This window comes from Brevundimonas sp. Root1279, from assembly GCF_001425945.1.
In the GTDB taxonomy this organism is placed as follows: domain Bacteria; phylum Pseudomonadota; class Alphaproteobacteria; order Caulobacterales; family Caulobacteraceae; genus Brevundimonas.
On the sequence record NZ_LMEB01000009.1, the window covers coordinates 314,873 to 338,848 of the forward strand.

The window sequence follows — 23,976 nt, forward strand, 5'->3', positions numbered from 1 at the left end:
CATGGCTCTCAAAGTCGCCATCGTCGGCCGCCCGAACGTGGGCAAGTCGACACTATTCAACCGCCTCGTCGGCAAGCGCCTTGCGCTGGTCGATGATCGCCCGGGCGTGACCCGTGACCGTCGCTATGCGGACGGGAACATCGGGGACATGGACCTGACCCTGATCGACACCGCCGGCTACGAGGACGTCACCGACGAAAGCCTCGAAGCCCGTATGCGCGAGCAGACCGAGGCCGCGATCGACGACGCCGAGCTGATCCTGTTCATGATGGACGCCCGCGAGGGCGTGACCCAGCTGGACCGGATCTTCGCGGATCGCCTGCGTCGCGTGACCAAGCCGGTCATCCTGCTGGCCAACAAGTCCGAGAGCCGCGAAAGCGGCGGCGGCATCGGCGAGGCTTATGCTCTGGGCTTCGGCGAACCCGTGGCCGTCTCCGCCGAGCACGGCGAGGGCATGGCCGACCTCTACGCCGCCATCGTCGCCGCTTCGGTCGACATCTTCGTCGAAGAGGTGGACGAGCCGGACAAGCCGATCCGCATCGCCATCATCGGCCGCCCCAATGCCGGCAAATCGACCCTGATCAACCGCCTGATCGGCGAAGACCGCATGCTGACCGGCCCTGAGGCCGGCATCACCCGCGACTCGATCTCGGTCGACTGGGAGTACGAAGGTCAGAACATCCGTCTGGTCGACACCGCCGGCATGCGCCGCAAGGCCCGGGTGCAGGAGAAGCTGGAGAAGCTGTCGGTCGCCGACACGATTCGCGCGATCACCTTCGCCGAGGTCGTGGTCCTGGTCATGGACAAGGACGACGCCTTCGACACCCAGGACCTGCAGCTCGCCGACCTGGTCGAGCGCGAAGGCCGCGCCCTGGTATATGTCGCCGCCAAATGGGACCTCGAGACCGAGCCCCAGGCCCGTCTGGCCAAGCTCAGCCAGATGGCCGAGGACAAGCTGCCCCAGTTGAAGGGCTCGCCCTTCGTGGCCCTGTCGTCGCACAGCGGCCGCGGCGTCGAACGGCTGATGCCGGCGGTGCTCAAGGCGCACGAGACCTGGTCGGTGAAGGTCAAGACCAAGGACCTCAACACCTGGCTGTCCCTGGCCACCCAGAGGCACCCGCCGCCCGCCGTCGACGGCAAGCGGATCAAGCCCAAATACATGGCCCAGACCAAGGCCCGCCCGCCGACGTTCGTGCTGATGGCCAGCCGCGCCGAGGCCATGCCGGAGCAGTACAAGCGCTACCTGGTCAACGGCCTGCGCGAGAGCTTCGACCTGAAGGGCACGCCGATCCGCCTGATCGTCAAGTCGGGCAGCGAGAACCCCTATGCGCCGGGCGGCTCCAAGTCGGGCCCCGAGCGCTACAAGGGCGACGCCAAGACCGCGCCGCGCCGCGTCATCAAGAAGGCCGAGCGCGCCGAGATGCTGTCCAACCTGCCCGGCAAGGCGCTGGAGCAGAAGAAGGCCGGCAAGGGCAAGGTGAAGCCGGTCAGCGGCCTCAAGAGCAGCGCCTCCAAGAAGGCCGGCTCCTCGGTGGCGGTCCAGAAGGGCGCCCGTGGCGGAGCCCGGCAGGTCTCGCGTTCAGGCCGGATCCGCACCGGCCAGAAACACGCGCCGAAGAAATAGGGCCGGGGAGGGCGCGCCGTGACGAGCAGCGTCCTCCGCATCGCGCCTCGTTTTCGTGGTCCGCCGAATAGCGGCAACGGGGGCTATGTCGCCGGCCTGCTGGCGGGCGGGCTCGGCGGCTCGAACTGCGTCGTCACCCTGCAAGCGCCGCCCCCGCTCGACGAGACGCTGGGTCTCGAGGTCGCCGGCCGCGGCGCGACCCTGTGGTTCGGCGACGAGCAACTGGCGACCGCCAACGCCGTCCCGGTGTCCGTCGACGTCCCGTCGCCGCCTTCGCTTCAGGATGCAGAGGCCGCGGCGCGGCGGTTCACCGGCTTCCACAAGCACATTTTCCCCGGCTGCTTCGTCTGCGGACCTGAGCGCGCACCGGCGGACGGCCTGCGCATCTTCACCGGCCCGCTTGATGACGGCTCGGGCCGTGTCGCGGCCGTCTGGACCCCCGATGAGGGTCTTGCCGGCGTGGATGGGCATATCCGGGATGAGTTCATCTGGGCGGCCCTGGACTGCCCCGGCTACTTCGCCGTCCAGGACCGGGCCGGCAAGGCTGTCCTCGGCCGCCTCGGCGTCGTCCTGCACGCTCCGGTCCGTGCCGGCGAGCCGATCATCGTGACCGGCTGGCCGATCGCCTCGGACGGCCGCAAGCATACGGTCGGGACGGCCCTGCACGCCGCGGACGGGACCTTGGCGGCCGCTGCCCTCGGGACCTGGGTGTCGCTGAAACCAGAGCTTCAGACCGCCTGAGCCTGCGTGCAGGCGCGGCCGGTTTGCAACCGGAGCGTACTTCGCACACAGTGGCATGCGAGATGGAGGGGTCCCCATGCTGGTTGTTCTGATTGCTTCGCTGGCCTTGCAGGCAGCACCTCAGGGAAGTTCGGCTCCGGGCGTCTCTGCCCCGGAGAGCGAGACCGTCCAGCCCGCTGCACCGGCGCGCAATCGTCAGGGCGAAACCCTCGTCTGCCGCGAGCGTGCGCCGACGGGCTCGGTGCTGCGCCGCCGTGTGTGCCGAAGCGAGCGCCGGACCGATGCAGATCGCCAGGAGGCCGGCGAATACCTGCGTGACGTCGCTCCGAACGTCCCTGTCGACCCGACGATGCCGCGGTAGTCTCCAGCTGCGGCTGCAGGTGGCGCGCCCCGCTGGTCTATCCGCCAGGCAGCTAGATCAGCGCGGACGCCCCCGGTTGGCCGCTCCACTCCTTGAAGCTGACCTCCAGCGGCGGCTGCAGGTCGCCGCGGGCCAGTTCGACCACCAGCGGACCGATGGCCGAGGGATGTACGACGTCCTGCGGATCCTCGCCCGGATAGGCCTGGGCGCGCATCTGGGTGCGCATCCGGCCGGGATTCACGATGGCGACGCGCATCGCCGTGGATTCGATCTCGTCGGCCCAGCATTTCATCAGCGCCTCGGCGCCCGCCTTGGTCGCCGCATAGGCGCCCCAGAACGCCTTCGGAGCGCTGGCGACGCTGGTGGTGAAGTGGATGACGCGGCCGGCGCTCGAGCTGTTCAGCAGCGGCTCCAGCGAACGGATCAGGCGGTAGACGGCGGTGAAGTTGGTCTTCTCGATCTTGGCGAAGCCGCGCGGGTCGGCGTGGCTGACCGGGGTCAGGCCCTCGGCGCCCATGGTCGCGGCCGCCTGCACCCAGATGTCCAGCCGGCCGAAGCGTTCGAAGATGGCCCCGCCCATGCGGTCGATCGCGCCGCCGTCGACCAGGTCGAACGGGATCAGGGTGGCGTGCTGGCCGGTGGCGGCGAAGATCGCGTCGTCCAGCTCCTCCAGTCCCCCTTGGGTTCGAGCGGTGGCGATGACATGGGCTCCGGCCTTGGCGAGGGCCAGTGCGCTCTCATAGCCGATGCCGCGCGAGGCCCCGACGACGAGGGCGATGCGGTCTTTCAGGGGGAGGTCGGTCATGGCGGGCCTGATAGCGCGCCGCTACGTTCGCCGAAAGCGAAACCGGCTCAGAAACCCGGGGCAGGCTGCCACAGGCTGAAGCTGACGCCCTGGTCGTCGGCGACGACCACCGTCCGGCCCGATGGCGTCTCCGAAGGCGCGGCCGCCTTGCCGCCGAGCTCGGCCACCCGCTTGCACAGGGCGTCGACATCCTCGACGCGGAAATACAGGTGCTGGAATTCCTTGGCGCGCTCGACCTTGGTGAAGCCGAAGGATGGGTCGCTGTCAGCGACATGGGCATAGGTCGGGCTCGAGGCCGCCTCGTCGAAGCGCCAGCCGAACAGCCCGCCGTAGAAGGCGCGGGCCTTGTCGATGTCAGGGGTGTCGATCGTGAAGTAGCCGAGCTGAATCATCCGCGCTTTCCGTTGGCGAAGACCTGCCGGACGCTTGGCGCGACCGGCCGGGTTCGCCCTAAGCGCTCACCAGCAGCGAAAGTTGCCGCGCGGCCACCTCGCGGCCGCCTTCCTCGATCTCGCGATCCAGCAGGCGGGTCGGGTATTCGCCGGTGAAGTAGTGGTCCGTGAACTGCGGGTTCTTCGGATCGCGCGGCCCGGCCTCCATGGCCTCGTACAGGCCATCGACCGACAGGAAGCCGAGCGAGTCGACCTCCAGATAGGCGCGCATCTCTTCCAGGGTCTTGTTGGCGGCGATCAGCTGATCGCGCTCCGGCATGTCGATGCCGTAGAAGTCCGGGTACAGGATCGGCGGCGATGCCGAGCGCAGGTGAACTTCCTTGGCGCCGGCGGCGCGGACCGCGCGCACCAGTTTCACCGAGGTCGTGCCGCGGACGATCGAGTCGTCGATCAGCACGACGCGCTTGCCCTCGATGACCGAACGGTTCGGGCTGTGCTTCATGCGCACGCCCTTCTGGCGCGCGCCCTGGCTCGGCTGGATGAAGGTCCGGCCCAGATAGTGGCTGCGGATGATGCCCATCTCGTAGGGAATGCCGCTTTCCTGGGCGTAGCCCAGGGCGGCCGGGACGCCGGAGTCCGGCACCGGCACGATGACATCGGCCTCGACAGCATGTTCACGCGCCAGGCCGCGGCCCATGCGTTTGCGCACGTCATAGACCGACTTGCCGTTCACCACGCTGTCCGGGCGCGAGAAGTAGACGTATTCGAACAGGCAGGGGCGGGCGGCGCGGGTCGGGAAGGGCTTCAGCGACAGCAGGCCCTCGTGGTCGATGACGATGACCTCGCCGTGCTCGACGTCGCGGACGAAGGTCGCGCCGATGGTGTCCAGGGCGCAGGTCTCCGACGCCATGACCCAGGCGTCGCCCAGCTTGCCGAGCACCAGCGGGCGGATGCCCAGCGGGTCGCGGGCGCCGATCATCTTGGAGCGCGTCTGGCAGACCAGGGCGTAACCGCCCTCGATCCGGCCGACGGCGTCGATGAAGCGATCGACGATCTTGGCCTTCCGGCTGCGGGCGATGAGGTGGAGGATGACTTCCGAGTCCGAGGTCGACTGGAAGATGGCCCCTTCGCCGACCAGCTGGTTCCGCAGGTACAGGAAGTTGGTCAGGTTGCCGTTATGGGCGATGGCGATGCCGCCCGAGTCCAGATCCGCGAACATCGGCTGGATGTTGCGCAGGAAGCTGCCGCCGGCGGTGGAGTAGCGGGTATGGCCGACCGCAGCCGAGCCGGGCATGCGCTCCGACAGATCCGCGCCGCCGAAGGCTTCGCCGACCAGGCCCATATGACGCTCGGTGTGGAAGCGGGCGTCGTGGACGCTGGCGATGCCGCAGGCTTCCTGGCCGCGATGCTGTAGGGCGTGCAGGCCCAGGGCGACGATCGAGGAGGCGGCGTCGGGCTCGGCGCCCCAGACTCCGCAGACCCCGCACTCGAGGCGCAGGGCGTCGTCATCGGCGTCACGCCAATGCTCGCGGTGAACGACGGGATCGGCGATCAGGTGGGACATCGTGGGGCTCCGATGACCGAGAATCTACTAGGGTGCGGCGCGGCGGGACGTAGGCTCGGATTGCGTCGGGGGCAAGGCTTCTTCGTCGGAAAATCCTTTGCTTACGGACGAAGCGACCACCGGCGTCAGGGCGTCGGCGCCCCGGCCGATGCCGGGCAGGATGAACTGGATCGCGCGGGCGGCCGCGGCGGTGACCGGGCGCACCGTGGCATCGCGCAGCCAGGTCGGGGTCTTGTCGCCCGGCATGGCGGCGACCACGACCAGGTGGATGGCCCCCAGCAGCAGCAGCGAACGGGCCGCGCCGACGAAGATGCCGACGATGCGGTCGACGCCGCCGAGGCGCGGATGGGCCTGGGCGCGCTTGGACAGGATCTGCCCGAACAGCCGCATGCCGAAATAGATGACGAGGAAGGCGACGACCGCCGCCGAGATCGAACCGGCCCAGTCGGGATCGACCAGCGCCCGGCCCAGCCTGGCCGTCAGGGGCAGGGTGACCAGGGCCAGGAAGGCCGCCACCACGAAGCTGAACAGGGTGATGATCTCGCGCGTGCCGCCGCGCACCCAGCCGGCGGCGGCCGAGCCGAGGATGACCAGGATGGCGATGACGTCGAAGCCGGTCATGCAGATCCGATAATGACGGATTGTCGGGGAAGCGTAACTGTCCCCGACATCAATACCTGTTTTGCGAGATTCGATCGACGGCTTCGCTTAGTCGGTTGACCGTCGTCGCCGTCACGCCCTTGCCCTTGGCCGACAGGGGCGGGCACAGGGCCTGGTCGAAGCCGAGTTTCTGGGCTTCGCGCAGGCGTGCTTCGGCGCGACCGACGGCGCGCACCTCGCCCGACAGACTGATCTCGCCGAATACCACGCAGCCCTGGGGCAGGGGCACGTCGGTGGCCGAGCTGATCAGCGCCGCCGCCGCCGCCAGGTCCGCCGCCGGCTCATTGATGCGCAGGCCGCCGGCGACATTCAGATAAACGTCCTGGTCGCCGAAGCCGAAGCCGCAGCGCGCCTCCAGAACCGCCAGCACCATGGCCAGCCGGCCGGTGTCCCAGCCGACGACCGCTCGACGCGGCGTGCCGTAGGCCGACTTCGACACCAGCGCCTGCATCTCGACCAGCACGGGGCGCGAGCCTTCGATGCCGGCGAAGACGGCGGCGCCCGACGCGCGCTCCTTGCCCTCGCCTAGGAACAGGGCGGACGGATTGCCGACCTCGCGCAGGCCGCCGTCGCCCATCTCGAAGACGCCGATCTCATCAGTGGCCCCGAAGCGGTTCTTGCCGGCGCGCAAAATGCGGAAGGGATAGCCGCGTTCGCCTTCGAAGCTGAGCACGGCGTCGACCATGTGCTCGACGACCCGCGGCCCGGCGACCTGGCCGTCCTTGGTGACGTGGCCGACCAGGATGACGGCGGGGCCGCCGGACTTGGCTAGCCGCACCATCTCGCTGGCGCAGGCTCGCACCTGGGTCACCGAGCCGGGACCGGCCTCATGGGCGTCGGACCACAGGGTCTGGATCGAGTCCACGATGACAATGTCGAATTTTTCGCGCTTCAGCGTGCCGAGAATCTCGCGCAACGCAGTGGCCGAGGCCAGCTCGACCGGCGCCTTCTCCAGCCCCATGCGGCGGGCGCGCGAGCGGATCTGCTCGACCGCCTCTTCGCCGGAGATATAGGCCACCCGTCGGCCCGCCAGCGCCGCGCGTCCGGCCACGTCCAGCAGCAGGGTCGACTTGCCGACGCCCGGGTCGCCGCTGAGCAGCAGGGCCGAGCCGGGCACCACGCCGCCGCCGCAGACGCGGTCGAACTCCGTCACGCCGGTGATGATGCGCGGCGGCTCGGGGTTGTCGGACTGCAGGGTCTCGAAGGCCAGGCCGCGCGTGCGGCTGGACGCCGCCGGCTTCAGCGCGCCCGGCGGAGCCGAGCGGCTCTCCTCGACGATGCAGTTCCACTGCCCGCATGCGCTGCACTGGCCCGACCACTTGCCGTGGACCGCCCCGCAGGACTGACAAACATGGATCGCACCGTCTCTAGCCATTCGCTTGGCTTACAGGAGTCGGCCGCGACGGGGCAGGGGGAGGCTGAAGGGGTGCGACCGCGATTGACGTACGGTCTAGCCGACGTATCGGCGCGGCACCCGCGCGGTGATCGAGGTCAGCAGCTCATAGGCGATGGTGCCCGCGGCCGTCGCCGCCTCGTCGATGTTCCGCTGAGCGCCGAACAGTTCGACCGTGTCGCCGACAGCCACGTCCAGCCCGCTGACGTCGACGGCGCAGACGTCCATGGACACCCGGCCGACGATCGGGCGAAGCGCGCCGCCGACGGCGACAAGGCCGGTCGGGCTGTACGCGCGAAGCACGCCATCGGCGTAGCCGGCTCCGCAGGTGGCGATCCGGGTCGGGTGCTCGGCGAGGAATTTGCGCGAATAGCCGACGGTCTCGCCGGCCGGCACGTCGCGCACCTGCAGCACCTCGGCGCTGAGGGTCGCCACGGCGCGGATGCGCGGGTCTGGCCGCCCCTCCGGACCGCCGCCGTACATGCAGATGCCCGGACGCAGGGCGTCGAAGGCGTAGTCCGGGCCCAGGAATGCCCCGCCCGAATTAGCGAAGGATCGCAGTGCGCCAGGATAGCGCTGCGCCACGACCGCGAAGGCGTCGCGCTGGCGCGCGTTCATCGGCTCGGAGGGATCGTCGGCGCAGGCCAGGTGGCTGAGCACCAAGTCCAGACCCTCGAACGGCTCGGGCGCGTCGTCGATACGGAAGCCCAGCCGGTTCATGCCGGTGTCGATCTGCACGCCGCAGCGGCCGCCGCCGGCGGCGCGCCACTCGGCCAACTGGACGGCGGTGTTGATGACTGGTCGCAGGTCAGCCGCCTTTAGCCGCGGCGCCCGTCCGGCCAGACAGCCGTCCAGAACATAGATCGCCGGCTCCGGGCCGAGCACGGCGCGCAGGACTTCGCCCTCGCTGGCCCGAGCCACGAAGAAGGTCCGCGCCCCTTCCGTCATCAGCCGCGTCGCGCAGGCGGCGGCGCCCAGCCCATAGCTGTCGGCCTTGACCACCGGATGCACGGGGGCGGCGCCCACAGCCTCGAGGGCGTGAAAATTGGCCGCGAGGGCGTTCAGATCGACGGTGAGCAGGGCCGGAACGGGCATGGCGCGCATCTAGGGCTACGCCGTTGTGCGATGCAATAAGAAGCCGCGCGGTTACAGCCGTTCGAAGGCGATTCCTTGCGCATCGAACAGGTGCGCGTGGCTCGCCGGGACATGCAATTCCACGTTCTCGCCCATTGTCGGCCGGACGTCGCCCGGCAGCAGCAGGGTCAGCGGCGTCTCGCCGGCCGCCAGATAGGCGTAGGTCGCGTGGCCCAGGGTCTCGCAGAAGGTGACCTTGGCGCTGAGCGCGGCGCCCTTGCCCTTCACCTGCAAATGCTCAGGCCGCACGCCGAGGGTGACCTGGTCGCCGGCCTTGGCGCGCGAGGCGTCGACGTCGACCTTGATCGTCTCGCCCGCGGCGGTCTTCACCGTCGCGCCCTTGGCCGTGGCGGTGACGATCTCCGCCGGCAGCAGGTTCATCTTGGGGCTGCCGATGAACTCGGCCACGAACAGATTACGGGGCCGCTCGTACAGCTCCATCGGCTTGCCGACCTGCTCGATCAGGCCGCCGTTCAGCACCACGATCCGATCGGCCAGGGTCATGGCCTCGACCTGGTCGTGGGTGACGTAGACCATGGTCGTCTTCAGCCGCTCGTGCAGGCTGGCGAACTCATAGCGCATGCGCACGCGCAGGGCGGCGTCCAGGTTCGACAGCGGTTCGTCAAACAGGAACACCTCGGGCTCGCGCACGATGGAGCGGCCGATGGCCACCCGCTGACGCTGGCCGCCCGACAGGGCCTTGGGCTTGCGGTCCAGATAGTCGGTGATGTTCAGCGTTTCAGCGGCGGCCCGCACGCGCCGGTCGATCTCAGCCTTGTCCGCCTTGGCCAGCTTCAGGCCGAAGGCCATGTTCTCGTAGACGCTCATGTGCGGGTAGAGCGCATAGGACTGGAACACCATGGCGATGCCCCGCTCGGACGGGGACAGGTCGTTGACCCGCTTTCCGCCGATCGAGATGTCGCCGCCGTTGGCTTCCTCCAGCCCCGCGATGGTGCGCAGCAGGGTGGACTTGCCGCAGCCGGACGGCCCGACGAAGACGACGAACTCGCCGTCCTCGATCTCCAGGTCGATCCCCTTCAGCACCTCGGTCGTCCCGAACCGCTTGGTCACGCCGGTCAGCCGGACGTCCGCCATGTGTTTCCTGCCTGAGCCGTCTTTTGGTTTGGCTGCACCGTAAACGGTTACACGTGCGGATCAACCGCTGGACAGTCCTTGCGCCTCGGCGCGGAGGGGCGGAAGAGGGCGGCATGTCGCTCCGCCCGTTCGCCCTCGCTTCCATCGTGTCGATCCTGCTCGTGCTCGCCGCCGCTCCCATGCCCGCGGCGGCCCAGACCCCGCCGGTCGGGACCGCGCCGGCCTTCCAGGTGGTCACCTCGCCGGAGGCCCTGCCGGCCGGTGACGGACGGCCGCGGCTGTTCCTGGGCGGCAGCATCGCCGGCGGCGAAGCGCCGGACTGGCAGGCGGAGCTGATCGCAGCGGTCGACGATCTGGACGTGGTGGTGCTGAACCCGCGTCGCGCCGACTGGAACCCCGACTGGCGGCCCGAGGCGGATGAGCCGGAGTTCCGGCGTCAGGTCGAATGGGAGCTGGCGGCGCTCGAGGCGGCCGACGTCATCGTCATGTATTTCGCGCCGGGCGCCCAGAGCCCAATCAGTCTGCTGGAGCTGGGCCTGCATGCCCGCTCGGGCAAGATGATCGTGCTCGCCCCCGACGGCTTCTGGCGCAAGGGCAATGTCGACATCACCGCCGAGACCTATGGCGTGCGCCAGGTCGAGGACATGGATGCGCTGGTGACGGAAGCGCGCCGCGCCCTGCAGGCGGCGGCGCGCTAGTTCAGTTAGCTGCGGTCGGCCTTGCCCTTGTAAGGCTTGCCGCCCGGCTTGGGCTTGAAGCCGGGCTTCGGCTTGCCGGTCCACGGACGATCACCGGCGGGCGCGGCGCCCTCGGCGCGGGGCGTCCACGGCTTCTTGTCGCCCTTGGGCTTCTCGACCCACGGCTTCTTGCCTTCGGGCGTCGGGCCGTCCTTCGTGCGTTTGACCCATTTCCCGCCGGTGTCGCCTGACGCGGCGGGAGCGGCCTCGCGGTCGGTGCGCGGCGTCCAGGGCTTCTTCGGGCCGTCGCCTTCCGGACGGTCCTCGCGGGCCTTCCAGGGCTTCTTCGGCGCATCGCCGTCCGGGCGCGGCGTCCAGGGCTTCTTGAAGCCTTCGCCCTCGGCGCGCGGCTTGCGGAAAGGCTTGTCGCCGCGGTCGGGACGGTCGCCCCCACGGTCGCCGCCACGATCGCCTTGCGGCTTGTCCCACTTGCGCAGGCTCTTTTCGCCGGCCGCCGGAGCGACGGCGTCGCCGATGTTGACGCCCTCGTCGTTCGGCGTGTTCAGGGCGGCGCGGAACTTGGCCTCGGCGTCCTTGGTGATCTCGAACTTGGTCTCGCGGTCGAAGATCTTGATCGAGCCGACGTCGCGCTTGGTCACGTGACCGAGGCGGCAGATCAGCGGCAGCAGCCACTTCGGATCGGCGTTCTTCTCGCGGCCGATGTTGACCTTGAACCAGGTCATCTCGCCGCCGCGGGCGAAGTCGGTCAGCGGGCCGTCGCGCTGGCCGCGCTCGTTCACGCCGGACGCTTGCGCGCGCTTCATGCGCTCGTCGTCGTGGACGTCTTCCGGCGGCGGCAGCTTCTCGCGGTACAGGCGGATCAAGGCGGCGGCGACGTGCTCGGGCGAGGTCCGGGCCAGCAGTTCGCGACCCATGGCGATCGATTCCTCGTCGGCCTCGGCCATCAGGATCGGATCGGTCAGCATCCGCTCATGGTCCTTGGCGCGGATGTCGTCGGCCGACGGCGGGCCCGCCCATTCGGCCTTGATCGAGGCCGACTGAAGCATCAGCTCGACCTTGCGGCGACGCGTGTGGGTGACCATCAGGACGGAGACGCCCTTCTTGCCCGCGCGGCCGGTCCGGCCCGAGCGGTGCAGCAGGGTGGCCTTGTTGACCGGGATCTCGGCGTGGATGACCAGGCCCAGGTCGGGCAGGTCGAGGCCGCGCGCCGCCACGTCGGTGGCGACGCAGACCCGCGCATGGCCGTCGCGCAGCGCCTGCAGCGCCTCGGACCGCAGCGATTGGGTCAGTTCGCCCGACAGGCCCACGACCGAGAAGCCGCGCTCGCGCAGGCTGGCCGTCAGGTGCTTCACCCGCTCGCGGGTGTTGGCGAACACCAGGGCGCCAGGGCTTTCGAAATAGCGCAGGATGTTGACCACGCCGTGCTCGACCTCATGCGGGGCGACGCGGATGGCGCGGTATTCGATGTCGCCGTGGGCGACGTTCTTGTTGGTGGTGTCGATGCGGATCGCGTCGCGCTGATAGGTCTTGGCCAGCTCGGCGATGTCGCGCGCGATGGTGGCCGAAAACAGCAGGGTGCGGCGTTCGGCCGGGGCCTGGTCGAGGATGAAGGTCAGGTCTTCCGAGAAGCCCATGTCCAGCATCTCGTCGGCTTCGTCGAGGACGACGGCCTTCAGCTCGGACAGGTCCAGGGCGTCGCGCTCGATGTGGTCCTTCAGGCGCCCGGGGGTGCCGACCACGATGGCGGCGCCGCGGTCCAGCACCCGGCGCTCGGCGCGCGGGTCCATGCCGCCGACGCAGGTGGCGATGCGCGCGCCGGTGTTGGCGTAGAGCCACTCCAGCTCCTTGGACACCTGCAGGGCCAGTTCGCGGGTCGGGGCGATGACCAGGGCGACCGGAGCGCCGTTGTCGGCAAAGCGCTCGGCGTCGCCCAGCAGGGTCGTGGCCAGGGCCAGGCCGAAGGCGACGGTCTTGCCCGAGCCGGTCTGGGCCGAGACCAGCAGGTCGCGGCCTTCTTCGGCTTCCAGCACAGCGGCCTGCACGGGGGTGGGCTCGGCATAGCCGCGTTCGGAAAGCGCGCGGTCGAGCGCGGGATGACTGGCGGGGAAGGGCATGGGATGGTCCGTAAGGCGCCAGAGCGGCGCGCGCCAGCCAAAGGGGCCGCGCGAAGGGCGGGGCTTGTGCGCCTTGAACAAGGCGGAAGGGTGGCCGGACGCCACATTCCTTACTGGACGACCTCGGTTATCCCCTTGAGAAGCGCCGCCCAGCAGGCCGCCAACCCGACCGATGACAGGGCGCAGGCGAACCAGGCCCGGCGCAAGGCGGCGCGTCCGCCCCTTCGATAGCCCGCCGCCATCACCCAGGCGCCGATCCCGCCGATGGCCAAGGCTGCGATCCCCGGCGCGGGGAGGGCCGCGCCCAGCGCCGGACCTGCGACGCCTGCGCTCGATACGATGAGCAACGTCACCGCCGCCATCTGGGACCGCCGCTCCCCGAGCCGGTGCGACAGCCCCGCCGTCTCAAGCGCTGCATCGCCCTCCAGATCGGGCAGGGTGTTGGCCAGGTTGAGTGCGACCGCCATCGCCGCTCCGACGGCATAGCTGGCCCAGATCCACGGCGAGGTCGAACCCGCCGCTAGGAAGGCCCAGACCGCCACCGATGGAATGGCGACAGCGTACGGCGCCCAGCTCCATAGCGTGCCCTTGAGCGCCAGGTTGTAGGCCGCTCCCGCCAGCAGGATGGCGAGGCCGATGGGCAGGGCGTGGGTCGCCCAGGCGCCCATCAATCCCGCCAGGCCGGTCAGCACCGAGGCCGCCAGCACCTCCAAGGGCGCCACGACGCCGCGCACGATCGGCTTGTCGGGATTGCTCAGGCGGTCGCTGTCGCGACCGACCCAGTCGTTCATGGTCCCGATCGAGGCGTGGATGAGGGCGATCGAGGCCGCTACGCCCAGGCTCGTCGGCGACAGTCGACCCGCCGCCACGACGTGGACCAGACCCCCTGCGAAGCCGTTCAGCACGGCCGGGAAGGGGTGCGCGGCGACCAGCAGGCCGCTCAGGCGCGAAGACTGAAACCGCCCGGGATTCGAAGCTCTTGCGTCCGGTTGGGTCACGTTGCGCCTGCCCCTGAACTGAGCGACAGTGTGCCTCGACGCCGAAGGATGCAACCGCGCCCGGAGACGCCAAGGGACGTGGGTCCGTGCCTCAGATCGTCGCCGTCGCCACAGTCGTCCCCGAGCATCGGCTCTCCCAGCCCGAGGTGCGGGCCCTGGCCGAGGCCCATTTCGGCCCGGCCAACAGCCGCTACCTGTCGGTCTTCGACAACGCCCTCGTCGACGAGCGCCATTTCGCCGTGCCGCCGGAGTGGTTCGCCCGCGGCGCTGGTCCTGGCGCGGCCAATGACGCCTACCTCGTGGCGGCAAAGGCCCTGGCCTCGGAGGTCGCCGCCGACTGTCTGGCCAAGGCCGGGGTCGAGCCCTCAACCATTGACGGAGTCATCTACGTCTCCTCCAGCGGCATCGCCGCGCCCAGCATCGACACCTATGTCGCCGAGACGCTCGGCCTGCCGCGCACGGTCAGCCGCGTCCCGCTGTTCGGCCTCGGTTGCGCCGGCGGCGCGGCGGGCCTGGCCTTGGCCGCTCGGCTGACCGAGGGGCGGCCGACCTCCCGCTGGCTGCTGATCGCGCTGGAGCTCAATTCGATCACCTTCCAGCGCACGGACGTCTCGCTGCAGAATCTGGTCTCGACCGCCATCTTCGCCGACGGCGCCGCGGCTGTGCTGATCGCCGGTGATGCGGCCGGGTTGTACGGCCCGCTGGAGGTTCTCCGCTCGACCACCCTGCGCAGTCCGGGCACGGCCGGGGTCATGGGGTGGGACTTCGACGACGGCGGCTTCCGCGTCCGCGTCTCAGGGACCGTGCCCGACGTCGTCCGCGATCTGGTGCCGGAGGTGATGGAGGCCTTCGCCGACCTCGCCGGCCCGGACGACCTCGCCTCCCTGCTGCTGCATCCGGGCGGGGCCAAGATCCTGGCGCGAGTCGAGGAACTGATACCCGACGCCCGCCCGCGCCTGACGGCCAGCTACGCCACGCTGGCCAAGTTCGGGAACATGTCCAGCGCCACCGTCCTGTTCGTCCTCGACCAGGCCCTGCGCGCCGACCACCCGTCGCCCGGCGCCCTCAGCCTGCTCGCCGCCTTCGGCCCGGGGTTCACGGCGGAGGCGAGTTTGCTGAGGTGGCGAGCGCAATCCACCGGCTGAGAGTCGCTTGGCGCTGGCGATGTCGAGGACGGGAAGATGGTGGATGCGACAGGGATTGAACCTGTGACCCCCTCGGTGTGAACGAGGTGCTCTCCCGCTGAGCTACGCATCCATCTTCGGGCCCGAAGCGGCGTCGCCGTCCGGGGAGGGCGCGGACATAGCCCGGTCGCCCGAGCCGCGCAAGCCTCAGATTCCCGCCGCCTGCACCGCTTCCGGAGTCTCGGCGTCCGGGTCGCCGGGAAGCCAGGCGACGTGGCCGTTGTAGATGTCCTCGTTGAGGATCTCCTCCTCCTTGGCCACCAGCACCGGGACCAGCATCTGGCCGGTCACATTGGTCGCCGTGCGCATCATGTCGATGATCCGGTCGATGGCGACGATGTAGCCGATGCCTTCGAGCGGCAGGCCGGCCGTCGACAGGGTCAGGGTCAGCATGACGATCGAGGTGCCCGGCACCCCGGCTGTGCCGAGCGAACCGAGCACCGCCGTCAGCCCGATCAGGATGTAGTGGGTCAGGGTCAGATCGATGTGGAAATACTGCGCGATGAAGATCGCCGCGATGGCCGGATAGATGGCCCCGCAGCCGTCCATCTTGACGCTGGCCCCCAGGGGCACGGCGAAGGCCGCATAGGCCTGGGGCACGCCCAGCCGCTCGACCGTCTGGCGCAGGGTGACCGGCAGGGTCCCAAGCGACGACGAGGTGGCGAAGGCCGTCTGCTGGGCCGCGAAAGCCCCGCGGAAGAAGCTGCGCGCCTTCAGTCCGTGCAGCTTCAGCAGGCTCGAATAGACCACCAGGATGTGGAACAGGCAGGCGGCGTAGATGGCGAAGATGAACTTGCCGAGCGGCAGCAGCGCCTCCCAGCCGTAGCCGCCGACGACCGAGCCGATGAGGCCGAAGACGCCGAAGGGGGTCAGCTGGATCACCCAGCGGGTGATGCGGAAGACGATCGCCGCGCCCTCGTCGACCAGCCGCCGCGCCGTCTGCGCCCGATCGCCCAGCGCCACCAGGGCCGCGCCGACCAGGGCCGAGAAGAAGATGATCTGCAGCACCTTGCCCTCGCTGAGGGCGGCGAAGGGGTTGGTCGGCACGATGCCGATCAGCACGTCCAGCGGGGTCGGGATCTCGCGCTCGCGCACCTCGCCCAGCGGCAGGTTCTCCAGCCCCATGCCCGGGTTGACGATGTGGCCGAAGGCGAAGCCGACCAGCACCGCCAGCAAGGATGTGATGGCGAACCAGACGATCGTCCGCACCCCCAGCCGCACCGCGCCGACGCCTTCGCCCAGCTTGGCGATTGAGCTGGCGATGGTGAACAGCACCAGCGGCGCGACCACCATGCGGATCAGGTTCAGATAGACGTCGCCGATTGGCTGCAGCCAGGTCTCGGCATGCTCCCTCAGGATCAGGCCGGCGACGATGCCGAGCGCAAAGCCGGCGGCGGTCCGCTGCCAGAGCGGAATGGCGAAGAAGCGACGGATCATGCGGACGTTCCGGGGAGGGATCGGCCCTTCAACATGTTCGCAGGTGCAGCATACCGCAACGGGTGCAGATGCAGATTTATGTGATCAGCCGCCCGATCACCGCCGGCAGCGCGCTGAAATGGTCGATCACAGCGTCAGCGCCGAGCTCCGCCGCCGGGATGTCGGTGTAGCCGAAGCTGGTCAGGATACACGGCACGCCGGTGGCGCGGGCGGCGTTCAGGTCGGTGATGCTGTCGCCGACCATGATCGCCCGGGCGGGGTCGCCGCCGGCCTGAAGCACCGTCTCGCGGATGTGGGCGGCGTCCGGCTTCTTGGCCGAAACCGACTGTGGGCCGCAGATCACCTTGAAGCGACTCTCCAGTCCGATCGCGCGGAACAGGGCCACCGACAGGTCGGTCGGCTTGTTGGTCGCCACGCACAGGATCGCCCCCTGCGCGGCCAGTTCGTCCAGCGCCTCGATCGCGCCCGGATAGGCGGTGCTGTGCTCGGCGATGTGCTCCATGTAGTCGGCCAGGAAGGCCTTGAGCAGCGCGGGGGAGGCGGTCTCGTCCCAGACCGCGCCGGCCGCCTCGAACCCGCGCTTCAGCAGCGCCACGGCGCCGTGGCCGATCAGGTTGCGGGCCTGCTCGAGCGGCAGCACCGGCAGCTCGTGCTGGACCAGCAGACGATTCAGCGTGCCGACGATGTCCGGCGCGGTCTCGACCAGGGTGCCGTCGAGGTCGAAAGCGATGGTCCAGCCTTCCAGGTCGCGTGTCGTCACCCGTCTCTCCCGCCGTGCGCCCCGATGGGCTAGAGCTGGGGGCTGACTACCGTTCGGACCGATTCATGACCAGCCACCCCACGTCTTCGCATCCAAGGGCCGCCATCATCCTCGCCGCCGGACAGGGCACGCGCATGAAGTCGCCCCTGCCCAAGGTGCTGCACCCGGTGGGCGGCCGCGCCATGCTGGACCACGCCATCGACGCCGCCGAGGCCCTGCACTGCGAGCGGATCGTCGTCGTCGTCGGCGCGCATTCGCCCGAGGTGCGCGACCACGTGGTGAAGCGCCTGGGCGAGGACGCCATCGCCGTGCAGGACCCCCCGCTCGGCACCGGCCACGCCGTGCGCGCCGCCGAGGCCGTGCTGGGCGACTTCGTCGGCCAGGTGGTCATCACCTACGGCGACGTGCCCCTGCTGCGCGCCGCCGACATCGAGCCGGTCTTCGCCGACCACGAGGGCGTCACCGTCATCGGCTTCGAGGCCCGCGACCCCGGCGCCTACGGCCGCCTGGTCACCCGGGACGGCGAACTGCTGGCCATCACCGAGGCCAAGGAGGCCTCGCCCGAGGTTCTGGCCATAACCGCCTGTAATTCCGGCGTCATGGCCGCCCCGGTCGGCTTGCTGTTCGAGCTTCTGGGCGAGGTGAAGAACGACAACGCCAAGGGCGAATACTACCTGACCGACGTGGTCGAGCTGGCCCGCGAGCGCGGCGAGCCGACCCGCGCCGTCTTCGCCTCCGAGGACTCGGTCATGGGCGTCAACGCCCAGTCCGAACTGGCCCAGGCCGAGGCCCTGTTCCAGAAGGTCCAGCGCGACGCCTTCCTGGCCGCCGGCGTGACCATGCCCGCTCCGGACACCGTCCACTTCGCCTGGGACACCGAGGTCGGCGGCGGGACCCACATCGAGCCGTTCGTGGTCTTCGGCCCCGGCGCCAAGGTCGCCCCGGGCGCCCGCATCCGCAGCTTCAGCCACATCGAGGGCGCGACCGTCGCCACCGGCGCCGAGGTCGGCCCCTACGCCCGACTGCGCCCCGGCGCGGCCCTGGGCGAGAAGGTCAAGATCGGCAATTTCGTCGAGGTGAAGAACGTCAAGATGGCCGCCGGCGCCAAGGCCAACCACCTGGCCTACCTCGGCGACGGCGAGGTAGGGGCCAAGGCCAACATCGGGGCCGGGACCATCTTCTGTAACTACGACGGCTTCTTCAAACACCGCACCGTAGTGGGCGAGGGGGCCTTCGTCGGCTCCAACACCTCCCTGGTCGCCCCGGTCACAATCGGCGCCGGCGCCATGGTCGGCTCAGGCTCTGTGATCACCAGCGATGTCGCGCCCGGCGATCTCGCCCTGGCCCGCGCGCCTCAGACCGCCAAGACGGGCTGGGCGGCGAAGTTCATGGACATGATGCGGGCGAAGAAGGCGGCGAAGGGGTGAAGCCTCTCCCCTCAGCGGCGCGAACAGGTTAGGAGGCCGCGCATGAGCGACACGCAAAAGAAACTCGCCGGCGAAGCCGCCGCCCTCCGCGTCGAGGCGGGCATGATCGTCGGCCTGGGCACCGGCTCGACGGCCGCCTGGTTCGTGAAGGCCCTGGCCGCCCGCAACCTGAACGGCCTGCGCTGCGTGCCCACCTCGGAGGCCACCGCCGAACTGGCCCGCGAGCTGGGCCTGCCGCTGTCGACCCTGGAGGACACCCCGCGCATCGACCTGACCGTCGACGGCGCCGACGAGTGCGGCCCGGGCCTGGCCCTCATCAAGGGCGGCGGCGCGGCCCTGCTGCGCGAGAAACTGGTGTGGGAGGCCTCGGCCCGCTGCATCGTCATCGCCGACAAGGCCAAGGTGGTGCCGGTGCTGGGCAAGTTCGCCCTGCCGATCGAGGTCGTCGCCTTCGGCCACAAGACCACGGCCAACCGCATCGCCGACGTGCTTTCGGACCACGACATCGCCATGCCGGCCCGTGTCCGCACCGCCGAGCGCGGCCTGGTCCGCACCGACGGCGGCAACCTGATCTACGACGCCGCCTGCCAGGCCATCCACGATCCGCAGCGCCTCGCCGACGATCTCAAGCTGATCACCGGCGTGGTTGAGCACGGCCTGTTCCTCGACCTCGCCGACGAAGCCATCATCGGCACGGATGACGGCGTGCAGGTGCTGACGCCTTAAACGGAGCGTCCTGGCTCGTCCGGGCTTTGCAGTCGGTGATCCATCGGTCGGATGAAGGAGCCGTGCATGGCCGATCGTCGCCTGCCTGACCTTCGCGACGCGTGCTGCTTGCAATGTCCCCATAGGGCCCGCCGCTTGGATTCAGGCGCGGACCGTCTACATGGCGTGGACCGACTGCTCCGCTGAATCGACAGGCCATGACCCAGACCTACGACTACGACCTCTTCGTCATCGGCGCCGGCTCCGGCGGCGTGCGGGCTGCGCGCCTGACCGCCCTGGGCGGCAAGCGAGTCGCCATCGCCGAGGAGCACCGCGTCGGGGGCACCTGCGTCATCCGCGGCTGCGTGCCGAAGAAGTTCATGGTCATGGCCTCCGACTTCGCCCACCAGTTCGAGACCGCCGAAGGCTATGGCTGGACCGTCGACGCCAGCTTCGACTGGCCGAAATTCATTCACGCCAAGGACGTCGAGATCGCCCGCCTGTCCGGCATCTACGCCGCCAACCTGGGCAAAGCCGGTGTCGACCTCGTGCACGGCCGCGCCGTCCTGAAGGACGCCCACACTGTCGAGATCGTCGGCAAGAACCAGACGATCACCGCCGAGAAGATCCTCATCGCCACCGGCGGCCGTCCCTGGTCGCCCGAGGACATGCCGGGCATCGAGCACTGCATCACCTCGGAAGAGGCTTTCCACCTGCCGGAGCTGCCCAAGCGCATCCTGATCGCCGGCGGCGGCTACATCGCCGTCGAATTCGCCGGCATCTTCGCCGGGCTCGGCGTCGAGACGACCCTGATCTACCGCGGCCCGAACATCCTGCGCGGCTTCGACGACGACGTCCGCGCGCACCTGGCCGGCGAGATCGAGAAGCGCGGCATCAAGGTCATCCTCGGCTGTCAGCATGAGGCCATCGAGAAGACCGAGACCGGCCTGATGAACCGGCTCGAGAACGGCATGACCATCGAGACCGACGTGGTCATGTTCGCCACCGGCCGGGTGCCCCACGTCAAGGCGCTGGGCCTCGAGACGGCCGGCGTGAAGGTCGACGACAACGGGGCGATCTGCGTCGACGCCTTCTCCAAGACCACGGCCGACAACATCTGGGCGATCGGCGACGTGACCGACCGGATGAATCTGACCCCGGTCGCCATTCGCGAGGCCGTGGCCTTCCACGAGACCGTCTTCCGCAACAACCCGCAGCATTTCGACTACGAGGCCGTGGCCACCGGCGTCTTCAGCCAGCCCCCGGTCGGCGTGGTCGGCCTGTCCGAGAGCGAGGCCCGCCACTCCTGCCCCGGCGAGGTCGACGTCTACGTCACCCGCTTCCGGCCGATGAAATACGCCTTCACCGGATCGGACGAGCGCGTGCTGATGAAGCTGGTCGTCGACGCTACGACCCAGAAGGTCGTCGGCTGCCACATCGTCGGCCCCGAGGCCCCCGAGATGATCCAACTCGCCGCCATCGCCGTGAAGGCCGGCCTGACCAAGGCCCAGTGGGACGCCACCTGCGCGGTGCATCCGACCATGGCCGAGGAGCTGGTGACGCTGAAGGAGAAGCAGCACCCGGGGAATATGGCGGCGGGCTGATGTCTGCGGCGGCTGAGTGGCTAGTGGCTAGTGGCTAGTGGCTGGCCACCGCCTCCGGAACCGCAGCCGTCCGCGTCGCCCTTCCGCCGACCGTCGACCCAAGCACGCGCCGTCGCCAGCGGGGGGCGGCTCGATGGTCGCCGCTTCACCGGCGCGGGCCAGCCACTAGCCACTTGGCATCCGCGGACGGCGCCCAATCGGCCACGCCGCCTGATCCAATCCGCCCTCAGCCAAACCGCCGCGTTGTCCCCGCGCGCCCGTCCGCCTATCTTGCCCGGATGAGTACGCGCTGGACCCCCGAGAGCTGGAGACAAAAACCCGTCGTGCAGATGCCGACGGATTATCCGGACATCAACGCCCTGCACCGCGTCGAGGACGAGCTGCGCGCCATGCCGCCGCTGGTCTTCGCCGGCGAGGCCCGTCACCTGACCGCCAAGCTGGCGCAGGTCGAGGCCGGCGAGGCCTTCCTGCTGCAGGGCGGCGATTGCGCCGAGAGCTTCAAGGAGTTCTCGACCGACAACATCCGCGACACCTTCCGCCTGATCCTGCAGATGGCGGTGGTCCTGACCTTCGCCGGCCGCAAGCCGGTGGTGAAGGTCGGCCGCATCGCCGGCCAGTTCGCCAAGCCGCGTTCGTCCTCGATCGAGCAGATCGACGGCGTCGAGCTGCCCAGCTACCGCGGCGACATCATCAACGGCATGGCCTTCACGCCCGAAGAGCGCGTGCCGGATCCGCAGCGCCTGATCCGTGCCTACAACCAGTCGGCCTCGACCCTGAACCTGTTGCGCGCCTTCGCCGGCGGCGGCTACGCTGACCTGTACAACATCCACCGCTGGACCATGGGATTCGCGGGCGACACCGCCTACGGCGCCAAATACCGCGAGCTGGCCGAGAAGATCACCGAGGCCCTGGCCTTCATGGAGGCGGTCGGCGTCACGCCGGAGACCCATCCCGATCTGTCGCGCGTCGAGGTCTTCACCAGCCATGAGGCCCTGCTGCTGAACCTCGAGAGCGCCCTGACCCGACTCGACGGCGCCACCGGCGAATGGTTCGACACCTCGGCCCACATGGTCTGGATCGGCGAGCGCACCCGCCAGCTGGACGGCGCCCACGTCGAGTTCGTCCGCGGCATCAAGAACCCGGTCGGCCTCAAGTGCGGCCCGACCATGGAGCCGGACGACCTGCTGCCGCTGATCGACGTGCTCAATCCGGACAACATCCCGGGCCGCCTGACCCTGATCGGCCGCTTCGGCGTCGACAAGGTCGGCGACCGCCTGCCGCGCCTGATGAAGGCGGTGAAGGACAACGGCAAGCGCGTGGTCTGGTCGATCGACCCGATGCACGGCAACACGCTGAAGGCCGGCAACGGCTACAAGACCCGTCCGTTCGAGCGCATCCTGGGCGAGGTCCGGGGCTTCATCGACGTAGCCGAGGCCGAGGGCGTCCACCCCGGCGGCGTCCACCTGGAGATGACCGGCCAGGACGTCACGGAATGCCTGGGCGGGGCGCAGGCCCTGACCGAGGACGACCTGTCGAGCCGCTACCACACCCACTGCGACCCGCGCCTCAACGCTGACCAGGCGCTTGAGCTGGCCTTCCTGGTCGCCGAGCGGCTCAAGTCGGGGCGGGTAGACCGCTCGCAGGCGGCTTAGGTGGAGGGCGTCGGCCGTCCCGGAGATGACGAAGCGCCCGGCCGCGTCTCCTATCAGGGCGCGCCCGGCGCCTTCAGCCATGAGGCCTGCCTCGACCTGCGTCCGTGGGACGAGCCGGTCGCCTTCGACACCTTCGAGGCGGCCATCAACGCCCTGAAGGCGGGGGAGGTGGGGGCGGCCCTGATCCCGGTCGAGAACTCCACCATCGGCCGTGTCGAGCCCGCCGCTTCGCTGGTCGAGTCCTCGGGCCTGACCATCGTCGGCGACGCCTGGCGGCCGATCCGCCTGGCGCTGATGTCTGTCGAAGGCGCGCGTCTCGGCGACATCAAGACCGCGGAGAGCCATCCGGCCGCCTTGGGCCAGTGCACAGGCTTCCTCACCGCCAACAGCATCACCGCGGTCGAGGCCTTCGACACCGCCGGCGCCGCCCGGGCTGTGGCCGAGGCCGGCGACCCGACGCGGGCCGCGGTCGCCCCGATCCGGGCCGCGGAAGTCTATGAGCTGTCGATTCTGAGCAACGATATCCAGGATTCGGCCGACAACCGGACGCGTTTCGTCCTGCTTAGCGCCTGAACGGGTTGACGGCGCACGATTGTTGCGGCTTCTAAACCCCATGGTCTGCTCGCAAGCCATCGCTGCGACTTTCACCGCCCGCGCTTTCGCGGCCGCGGACCTGTATTTCTACGGCTTTCGATACGCCGGCTGAGGCGTCGGGCATCGCGTCCTGACTTCCTCGCCGGCGACCGCTCCGAGATGGAGCGGCGGCTCGCAAACGAACCACCCGCCGTAGTGAAATCGAAAGACTGTCCCCTGTGACCACCTCCCGTACCCAAGCCGCCCTGCAGCAAGTCTGGCCGGCCGCCCCCCAGGAACTCTCGGCCGAACAGATGGCGCTGGCCGCCCTGCGCCACGAGATCGACGAACTGGACGACCAGCTTTTGGCCCTGTTCGAGCGCCGTCTGGCCATCGCCGCCAAGGTCGGCAAGGCCAAGGACGCCCCCTCGGGCCCGCATGTGAAGCTGCGTCCGGACCGCGAGCAGACCGTCCTCGACCGCGTCCTGTCCCAGGCCGAGCCCGACAACCGTGAGGCGGTCGAGTCCCTGTGGCGTCAGATCGTCGGCTGGGGTCTGGCCCGTCAGGGCCGGATGAAGGTCCAGGTCTGGTCGCCGGTCGAGCCGACCCGCGCCTTCGACGGCGCCCGCCTGCGCTTCGGCGCCGCCGCCGACATGCGCGCCGTCCGCGATCCGCAGGCCGCCCTGGCCTGGGCCGCCGAGGGCCATGGCGTCGCCGTCCTGGCTGTCAACGCCGGCGATCCCTGGTGGATCGGCCTGCGCCGCGACTGGTCCATGCTCAGCGTCTTCGACGGCTTCGGCGGCGACACCCCGACGGCGCTCGCCGTCGGCAAGATCGATCCGGCCGCCCTGCCGAACGGCCGCCGCGTCATCGTCGACGTCGGCGGCGACGCCGGCGACGGCTCCGGCATTCGCCGTCGTGGCCTGGACACCCACCACGGCTGGACCCTGAGCCTCACCGACGCCGCCCTCCCGGTCGGCGGCGACGAGGGCTGCGTGGGTTCGATCGGCTAGGTCGGACACCCAAACTCACCGCTCATCCCCGCGAAAGCGGCT

General features: G+C 69.6%; 22 protein-coding genes and 1 tRNA gene. 11 read left to right on the forward strand and 12 right to left on the reverse strand.

Features of this window, described 5'->3' with window-relative positions; genetic code table 11:
- Position 1 precedes the first annotated feature (1 nt).
- From der to ASC65_RS17255, 3 genes are all read left to right on the forward strand, one after another.
- Positions 2-1,624 (forward strand): ribosome biogenesis GTPase Der, encoded by a 1,623-nt coding sequence (der, locus tag ASC65_RS15120; RefSeq protein WP_056455148.1) that lies wholly within the window; start codon positions 2-4, stop codon positions 1,622-1,624.
- Between the two features lie 18 nt (positions 1,625-1,642).
- Entirely contained in the window at positions 1,643-2,365 is a 723-nt protein-coding gene (locus tag ASC65_RS15125) for a hypothetical protein (protein ID WP_056455150.1), read from the forward strand.
- Between the two features lie 76 nt (positions 2,366-2,441).
- A complete protein-coding gene (locus tag ASC65_RS17255) occupies positions 2,442-2,726 on the forward strand; it encodes a hypothetical protein (protein ID WP_156459696.1) in 285 nt (94 codons plus the stop codon).
- 52 nt (positions 2,727-2,778) lie between these two features.
- Here the strand turns inward: ASC65_RS17255 and ASC65_RS15130 are convergent, their stop codons facing one another.
- The 7 genes from ASC65_RS15130 to ASC65_RS15160 form a co-directional block, all read right to left on the reverse strand.
- A complete protein-coding gene (locus tag ASC65_RS15130; protein WP_056455153.1) occupies positions 2,779-3,531 on the reverse strand; it encodes an SDR family NAD(P)-dependent oxidoreductase in 753 nt (250 codons plus the stop codon).
- A 47-nt stretch (positions 3,532-3,578) separates the two neighbouring features.
- Positions 3,579-3,923, reverse strand: a complete 345-nt coding sequence (locus ASC65_RS15135; protein WP_056455155.1) for a VOC family protein — start codon at positions 3,921-3,923, stop codon at positions 3,579-3,581.
- 58 nt (positions 3,924-3,981) lie between these two features.
- Positions 3,982-5,487, reverse strand: a complete 1,506-nt coding sequence (gene purF / locus ASC65_RS15140; RefSeq protein WP_056455157.1) for an amidophosphoribosyltransferase — start codon at positions 5,485-5,487, stop codon at positions 3,982-3,984.
- A gap of 27 nt (positions 5,488-5,514) precedes the next feature.
- Positions 5,515-6,108, reverse strand: a complete 594-nt coding sequence (locus ASC65_RS15145) for a CvpA family protein (RefSeq protein ID WP_056455159.1) — start codon at positions 6,106-6,108, stop codon at positions 5,515-5,517.
- 49 nt (positions 6,109-6,157) lie between these two features.
- Positions 6,158-7,522, reverse strand: a complete 1,365-nt coding sequence (gene radA / locus ASC65_RS15150) for a DNA repair protein RadA (protein ID WP_056455161.1) — start codon at positions 7,520-7,522, stop codon at positions 6,158-6,160.
- Between the two features lie 75 nt (positions 7,523-7,597).
- On the reverse strand, positions 7,598-8,635 hold the full coding sequence (gene alr, locus ASC65_RS15155; RefSeq protein WP_156459705.1) for an alanine racemase: 1,038 nt from the start codon (positions 8,633-8,635) through the stop codon (positions 7,598-7,600).
- A 51-nt stretch (positions 8,636-8,686) separates the two neighbouring features.
- Positions 8,687-9,769, reverse strand: a complete 1,083-nt coding sequence (locus ASC65_RS15160; RefSeq protein ID WP_056455165.1) for an ABC transporter ATP-binding protein — start codon at positions 9,767-9,769, stop codon at positions 8,687-8,689.
- Positions 9,770-9,882: 113 nt separating this feature from the next.
- On the opposite strand from ASC65_RS15160, the gene ASC65_RS15165 reads away from it, so the two are divergent.
- Positions 9,883-10,467 (forward strand): nucleoside 2-deoxyribosyltransferase domain-containing protein, encoded by a 585-nt coding sequence (locus tag ASC65_RS15165; protein WP_235561513.1) that lies wholly within the window; start codon positions 9,883-9,885, stop codon positions 10,465-10,467.
- Positions 10,468-10,472: 5 nt separating this feature from the next.
- Here the strand turns inward: ASC65_RS15165 and ASC65_RS15170 are convergent, their stop codons facing one another.
- Positions 10,473-12,581, reverse strand: a complete 2,109-nt coding sequence (locus tag ASC65_RS15170; RefSeq protein ID WP_056455167.1) for a DEAD/DEAH box helicase — start codon at positions 12,579-12,581, stop codon at positions 10,473-10,475.
- A 110-nt stretch (positions 12,582-12,691) separates the two neighbouring features.
- The gene (locus ASC65_RS16870; RefSeq protein ID WP_162245686.1) at positions 12,692-13,579 is read right to left on the reverse strand and encodes a UbiA family prenyltransferase; all 888 of its coding nucleotides are present in this window, start codon (positions 13,577-13,579) and stop codon (positions 12,692-12,694) included.
- 86 nt (positions 13,580-13,665) lie between these two features.
- Between ASC65_RS16870 and ASC65_RS15180 the strand changes: the two genes are divergently transcribed.
- Entirely contained in the window at positions 13,666-14,724 is a 1,059-nt protein-coding gene (locus tag ASC65_RS15180; protein WP_056455171.1) for a type III polyketide synthase, read from the forward strand.
- A 37-nt stretch (positions 14,725-14,761) separates the two neighbouring features.
- Here the strand turns inward: ASC65_RS15180 and ASC65_RS15185 are convergent.
- The 3 genes from ASC65_RS15185 to ASC65_RS15195 all read right to left on the reverse strand — a co-directional run bounded on the left by ASC65_RS15185 (position 14,762) and on the right by ASC65_RS15195 (position 16,960).
- Positions 14,762-14,836, reverse strand: a tRNA-Val gene (locus tag ASC65_RS15185).
- Positions 14,837-14,910: 74 nt separating this feature from the next.
- Entirely contained in the window at positions 14,911-16,200 is a 1,290-nt protein-coding gene (locus ASC65_RS15190) for a dicarboxylate/amino acid:cation symporter (protein WP_056455173.1), read from the reverse strand.
- 76 nt (positions 16,201-16,276) lie between these two features.
- Positions 16,277-16,960 (reverse strand): HAD-IA family hydrolase, encoded by a 684-nt coding sequence (locus ASC65_RS15195; RefSeq protein WP_056455176.1) that lies wholly within the window; start codon positions 16,958-16,960, stop codon positions 16,277-16,279.
- Positions 16,961-17,025: 65 nt separating this feature from the next.
- Here ASC65_RS15195 and glmU point away from each other — a divergent pair, with 65 nt between their 5' ends.
- The 6 genes from glmU to ASC65_RS15225 all read left to right on the forward strand — a co-directional run bounded on the left by glmU (position 17,026) and on the right by ASC65_RS15225 (position 23,934).
- Complete coding sequence (gene glmU / locus ASC65_RS15200) at positions 17,026-18,387, forward strand: bifunctional UDP-N-acetylglucosamine diphosphorylase/glucosamine-1-phosphate N-acetyltransferase GlmU (RefSeq protein WP_056455177.1); 1,362 nt, start codon at positions 17,026-17,028, stop codon at positions 18,385-18,387.
- Positions 18,388-18,429: 42 nt separating this feature from the next.
- Positions 18,430-19,113: a ribose-5-phosphate isomerase RpiA gene (gene rpiA, locus ASC65_RS15205; protein WP_056455179.1), complete on the forward strand. Its 684-nt coding sequence runs from the start codon at positions 18,430-18,432 to the stop codon at positions 19,111-19,113.
- 197 nt (positions 19,114-19,310) lie between these two features.
- Positions 19,311-20,696: a glutathione-disulfide reductase gene (gene gor, locus ASC65_RS15210; protein ID WP_056455181.1), complete on the forward strand. Its 1,386-nt coding sequence runs from the start codon at positions 19,311-19,313 to the stop codon at positions 20,694-20,696.
- 278 nt (positions 20,697-20,974) lie between these two features.
- Complete coding sequence (locus ASC65_RS15215; protein ID WP_056455183.1) at positions 20,975-22,348, forward strand: class II 3-deoxy-7-phosphoheptulonate synthase; 1,374 nt, start codon at positions 20,975-20,977, stop codon at positions 22,346-22,348.
- Entirely contained in the window at positions 22,349-22,921 is a 573-nt protein-coding gene (locus tag ASC65_RS15220) for a prephenate dehydratase domain-containing protein (RefSeq protein WP_056455185.1), read from the forward strand.
- 239 nt (positions 22,922-23,160) lie between these two features.
- Positions 23,161-23,934, forward strand: coding sequence for a chorismate mutase (locus ASC65_RS15225; RefSeq protein WP_056455187.1), 774 nt, complete (start codon positions 23,161-23,163; stop codon positions 23,932-23,934).
- Positions 23,935-23,976 lie beyond the last annotated feature (42 nt).

Bases quoted from the DNA above. Each gene is read 5' to 3' on its own strand.
- der (WP_056455148.1), top strand. From the start codon at position 2: ATGGCTCTCAAAGTCGCCATCGTCGGCCGCCCGAACGTGGGCAAGTCG.
- ASC65_RS17255 (WP_156459696.1), top strand. From the start codon at position 2,442: ATGCTGGTTGTTCTGATTGCTTCGCTGGCCTTGCAGGCAGCACCTCAG.
- ASC65_RS15130 (WP_056455153.1), bottom strand. From the start codon at position 3,531: ATGACCGACCTCCCCCTGAAAGACCGCATCGCCCTCGTCGTCGGGGCC.
- ASC65_RS15135 (WP_056455155.1), bottom strand. From the start codon at position 3,923: ATGATTCAGCTCGGCTACTTCACGATCGACACCCCTGACATCGACAAG.
- purF (WP_056455157.1), bottom strand. From the start codon at position 5,487: ATGTCCCACCTGATCGCCGATCCCGTCGTTCACCGCGAGCATTGGCGT.
- ASC65_RS15145 (WP_056455159.1), bottom strand. From the start codon at position 6,108: ATGACCGGCTTCGACGTCATCGCCATCCTGGTCATCCTCGGCTCGGCC.
- radA (WP_056455161.1), bottom strand. From the start codon at position 7,522: ATGGCTAGAGACGGTGCGATCCATGTTTGTCAGTCCTGCGGGGCGGTC.
- alr (WP_156459705.1), bottom strand. From the start codon at position 8,635: ATGCCCGTTCCGGCCCTGCTCACCGTCGATCTGAACGCCCTCGCGGCC.
- ASC65_RS15160 (WP_056455165.1), bottom strand. From the start codon at position 9,769: ATGGCGGACGTCCGGCTGACCGGCGTGACCAAGCGGTTCGGGACGACC.
- ASC65_RS15165 (WP_235561513.1), top strand. From the start codon at position 9,883: ATGTCGCTCCGCCCGTTCGCCCTCGCTTCCATCGTGTCGATCCTGCTC.
- ASC65_RS15170 (WP_056455167.1), bottom strand. From the start codon at position 12,581: ATGCCCTTCCCCGCCAGTCATCCCGCGCTCGACCGCGCGCTTTCCGAA.
- ASC65_RS15190 (WP_056455173.1), bottom strand. From the start codon at position 16,200: ATGATCCGTCGCTTCTTCGCCATTCCGCTCTGGCAGCGGACCGCCGCC.
- glmU (WP_056455177.1), top strand. From the start codon at position 17,026: ATGACCAGCCACCCCACGTCTTCGCATCCAAGGGCCGCCATCATCCTC.
- rpiA (WP_056455179.1), top strand. From the start codon at position 18,430: ATGAGCGACACGCAAAAGAAACTCGCCGGCGAAGCCGCCGCCCTCCGC.
- gor (WP_056455181.1), top strand. From the start codon at position 19,311: ATGACCCAGACCTACGACTACGACCTCTTCGTCATCGGCGCCGGCTCC.
- ASC65_RS15215 (WP_056455183.1), top strand. From the start codon at position 20,975: ATGAGTACGCGCTGGACCCCCGAGAGCTGGAGACAAAAACCCGTCGTG.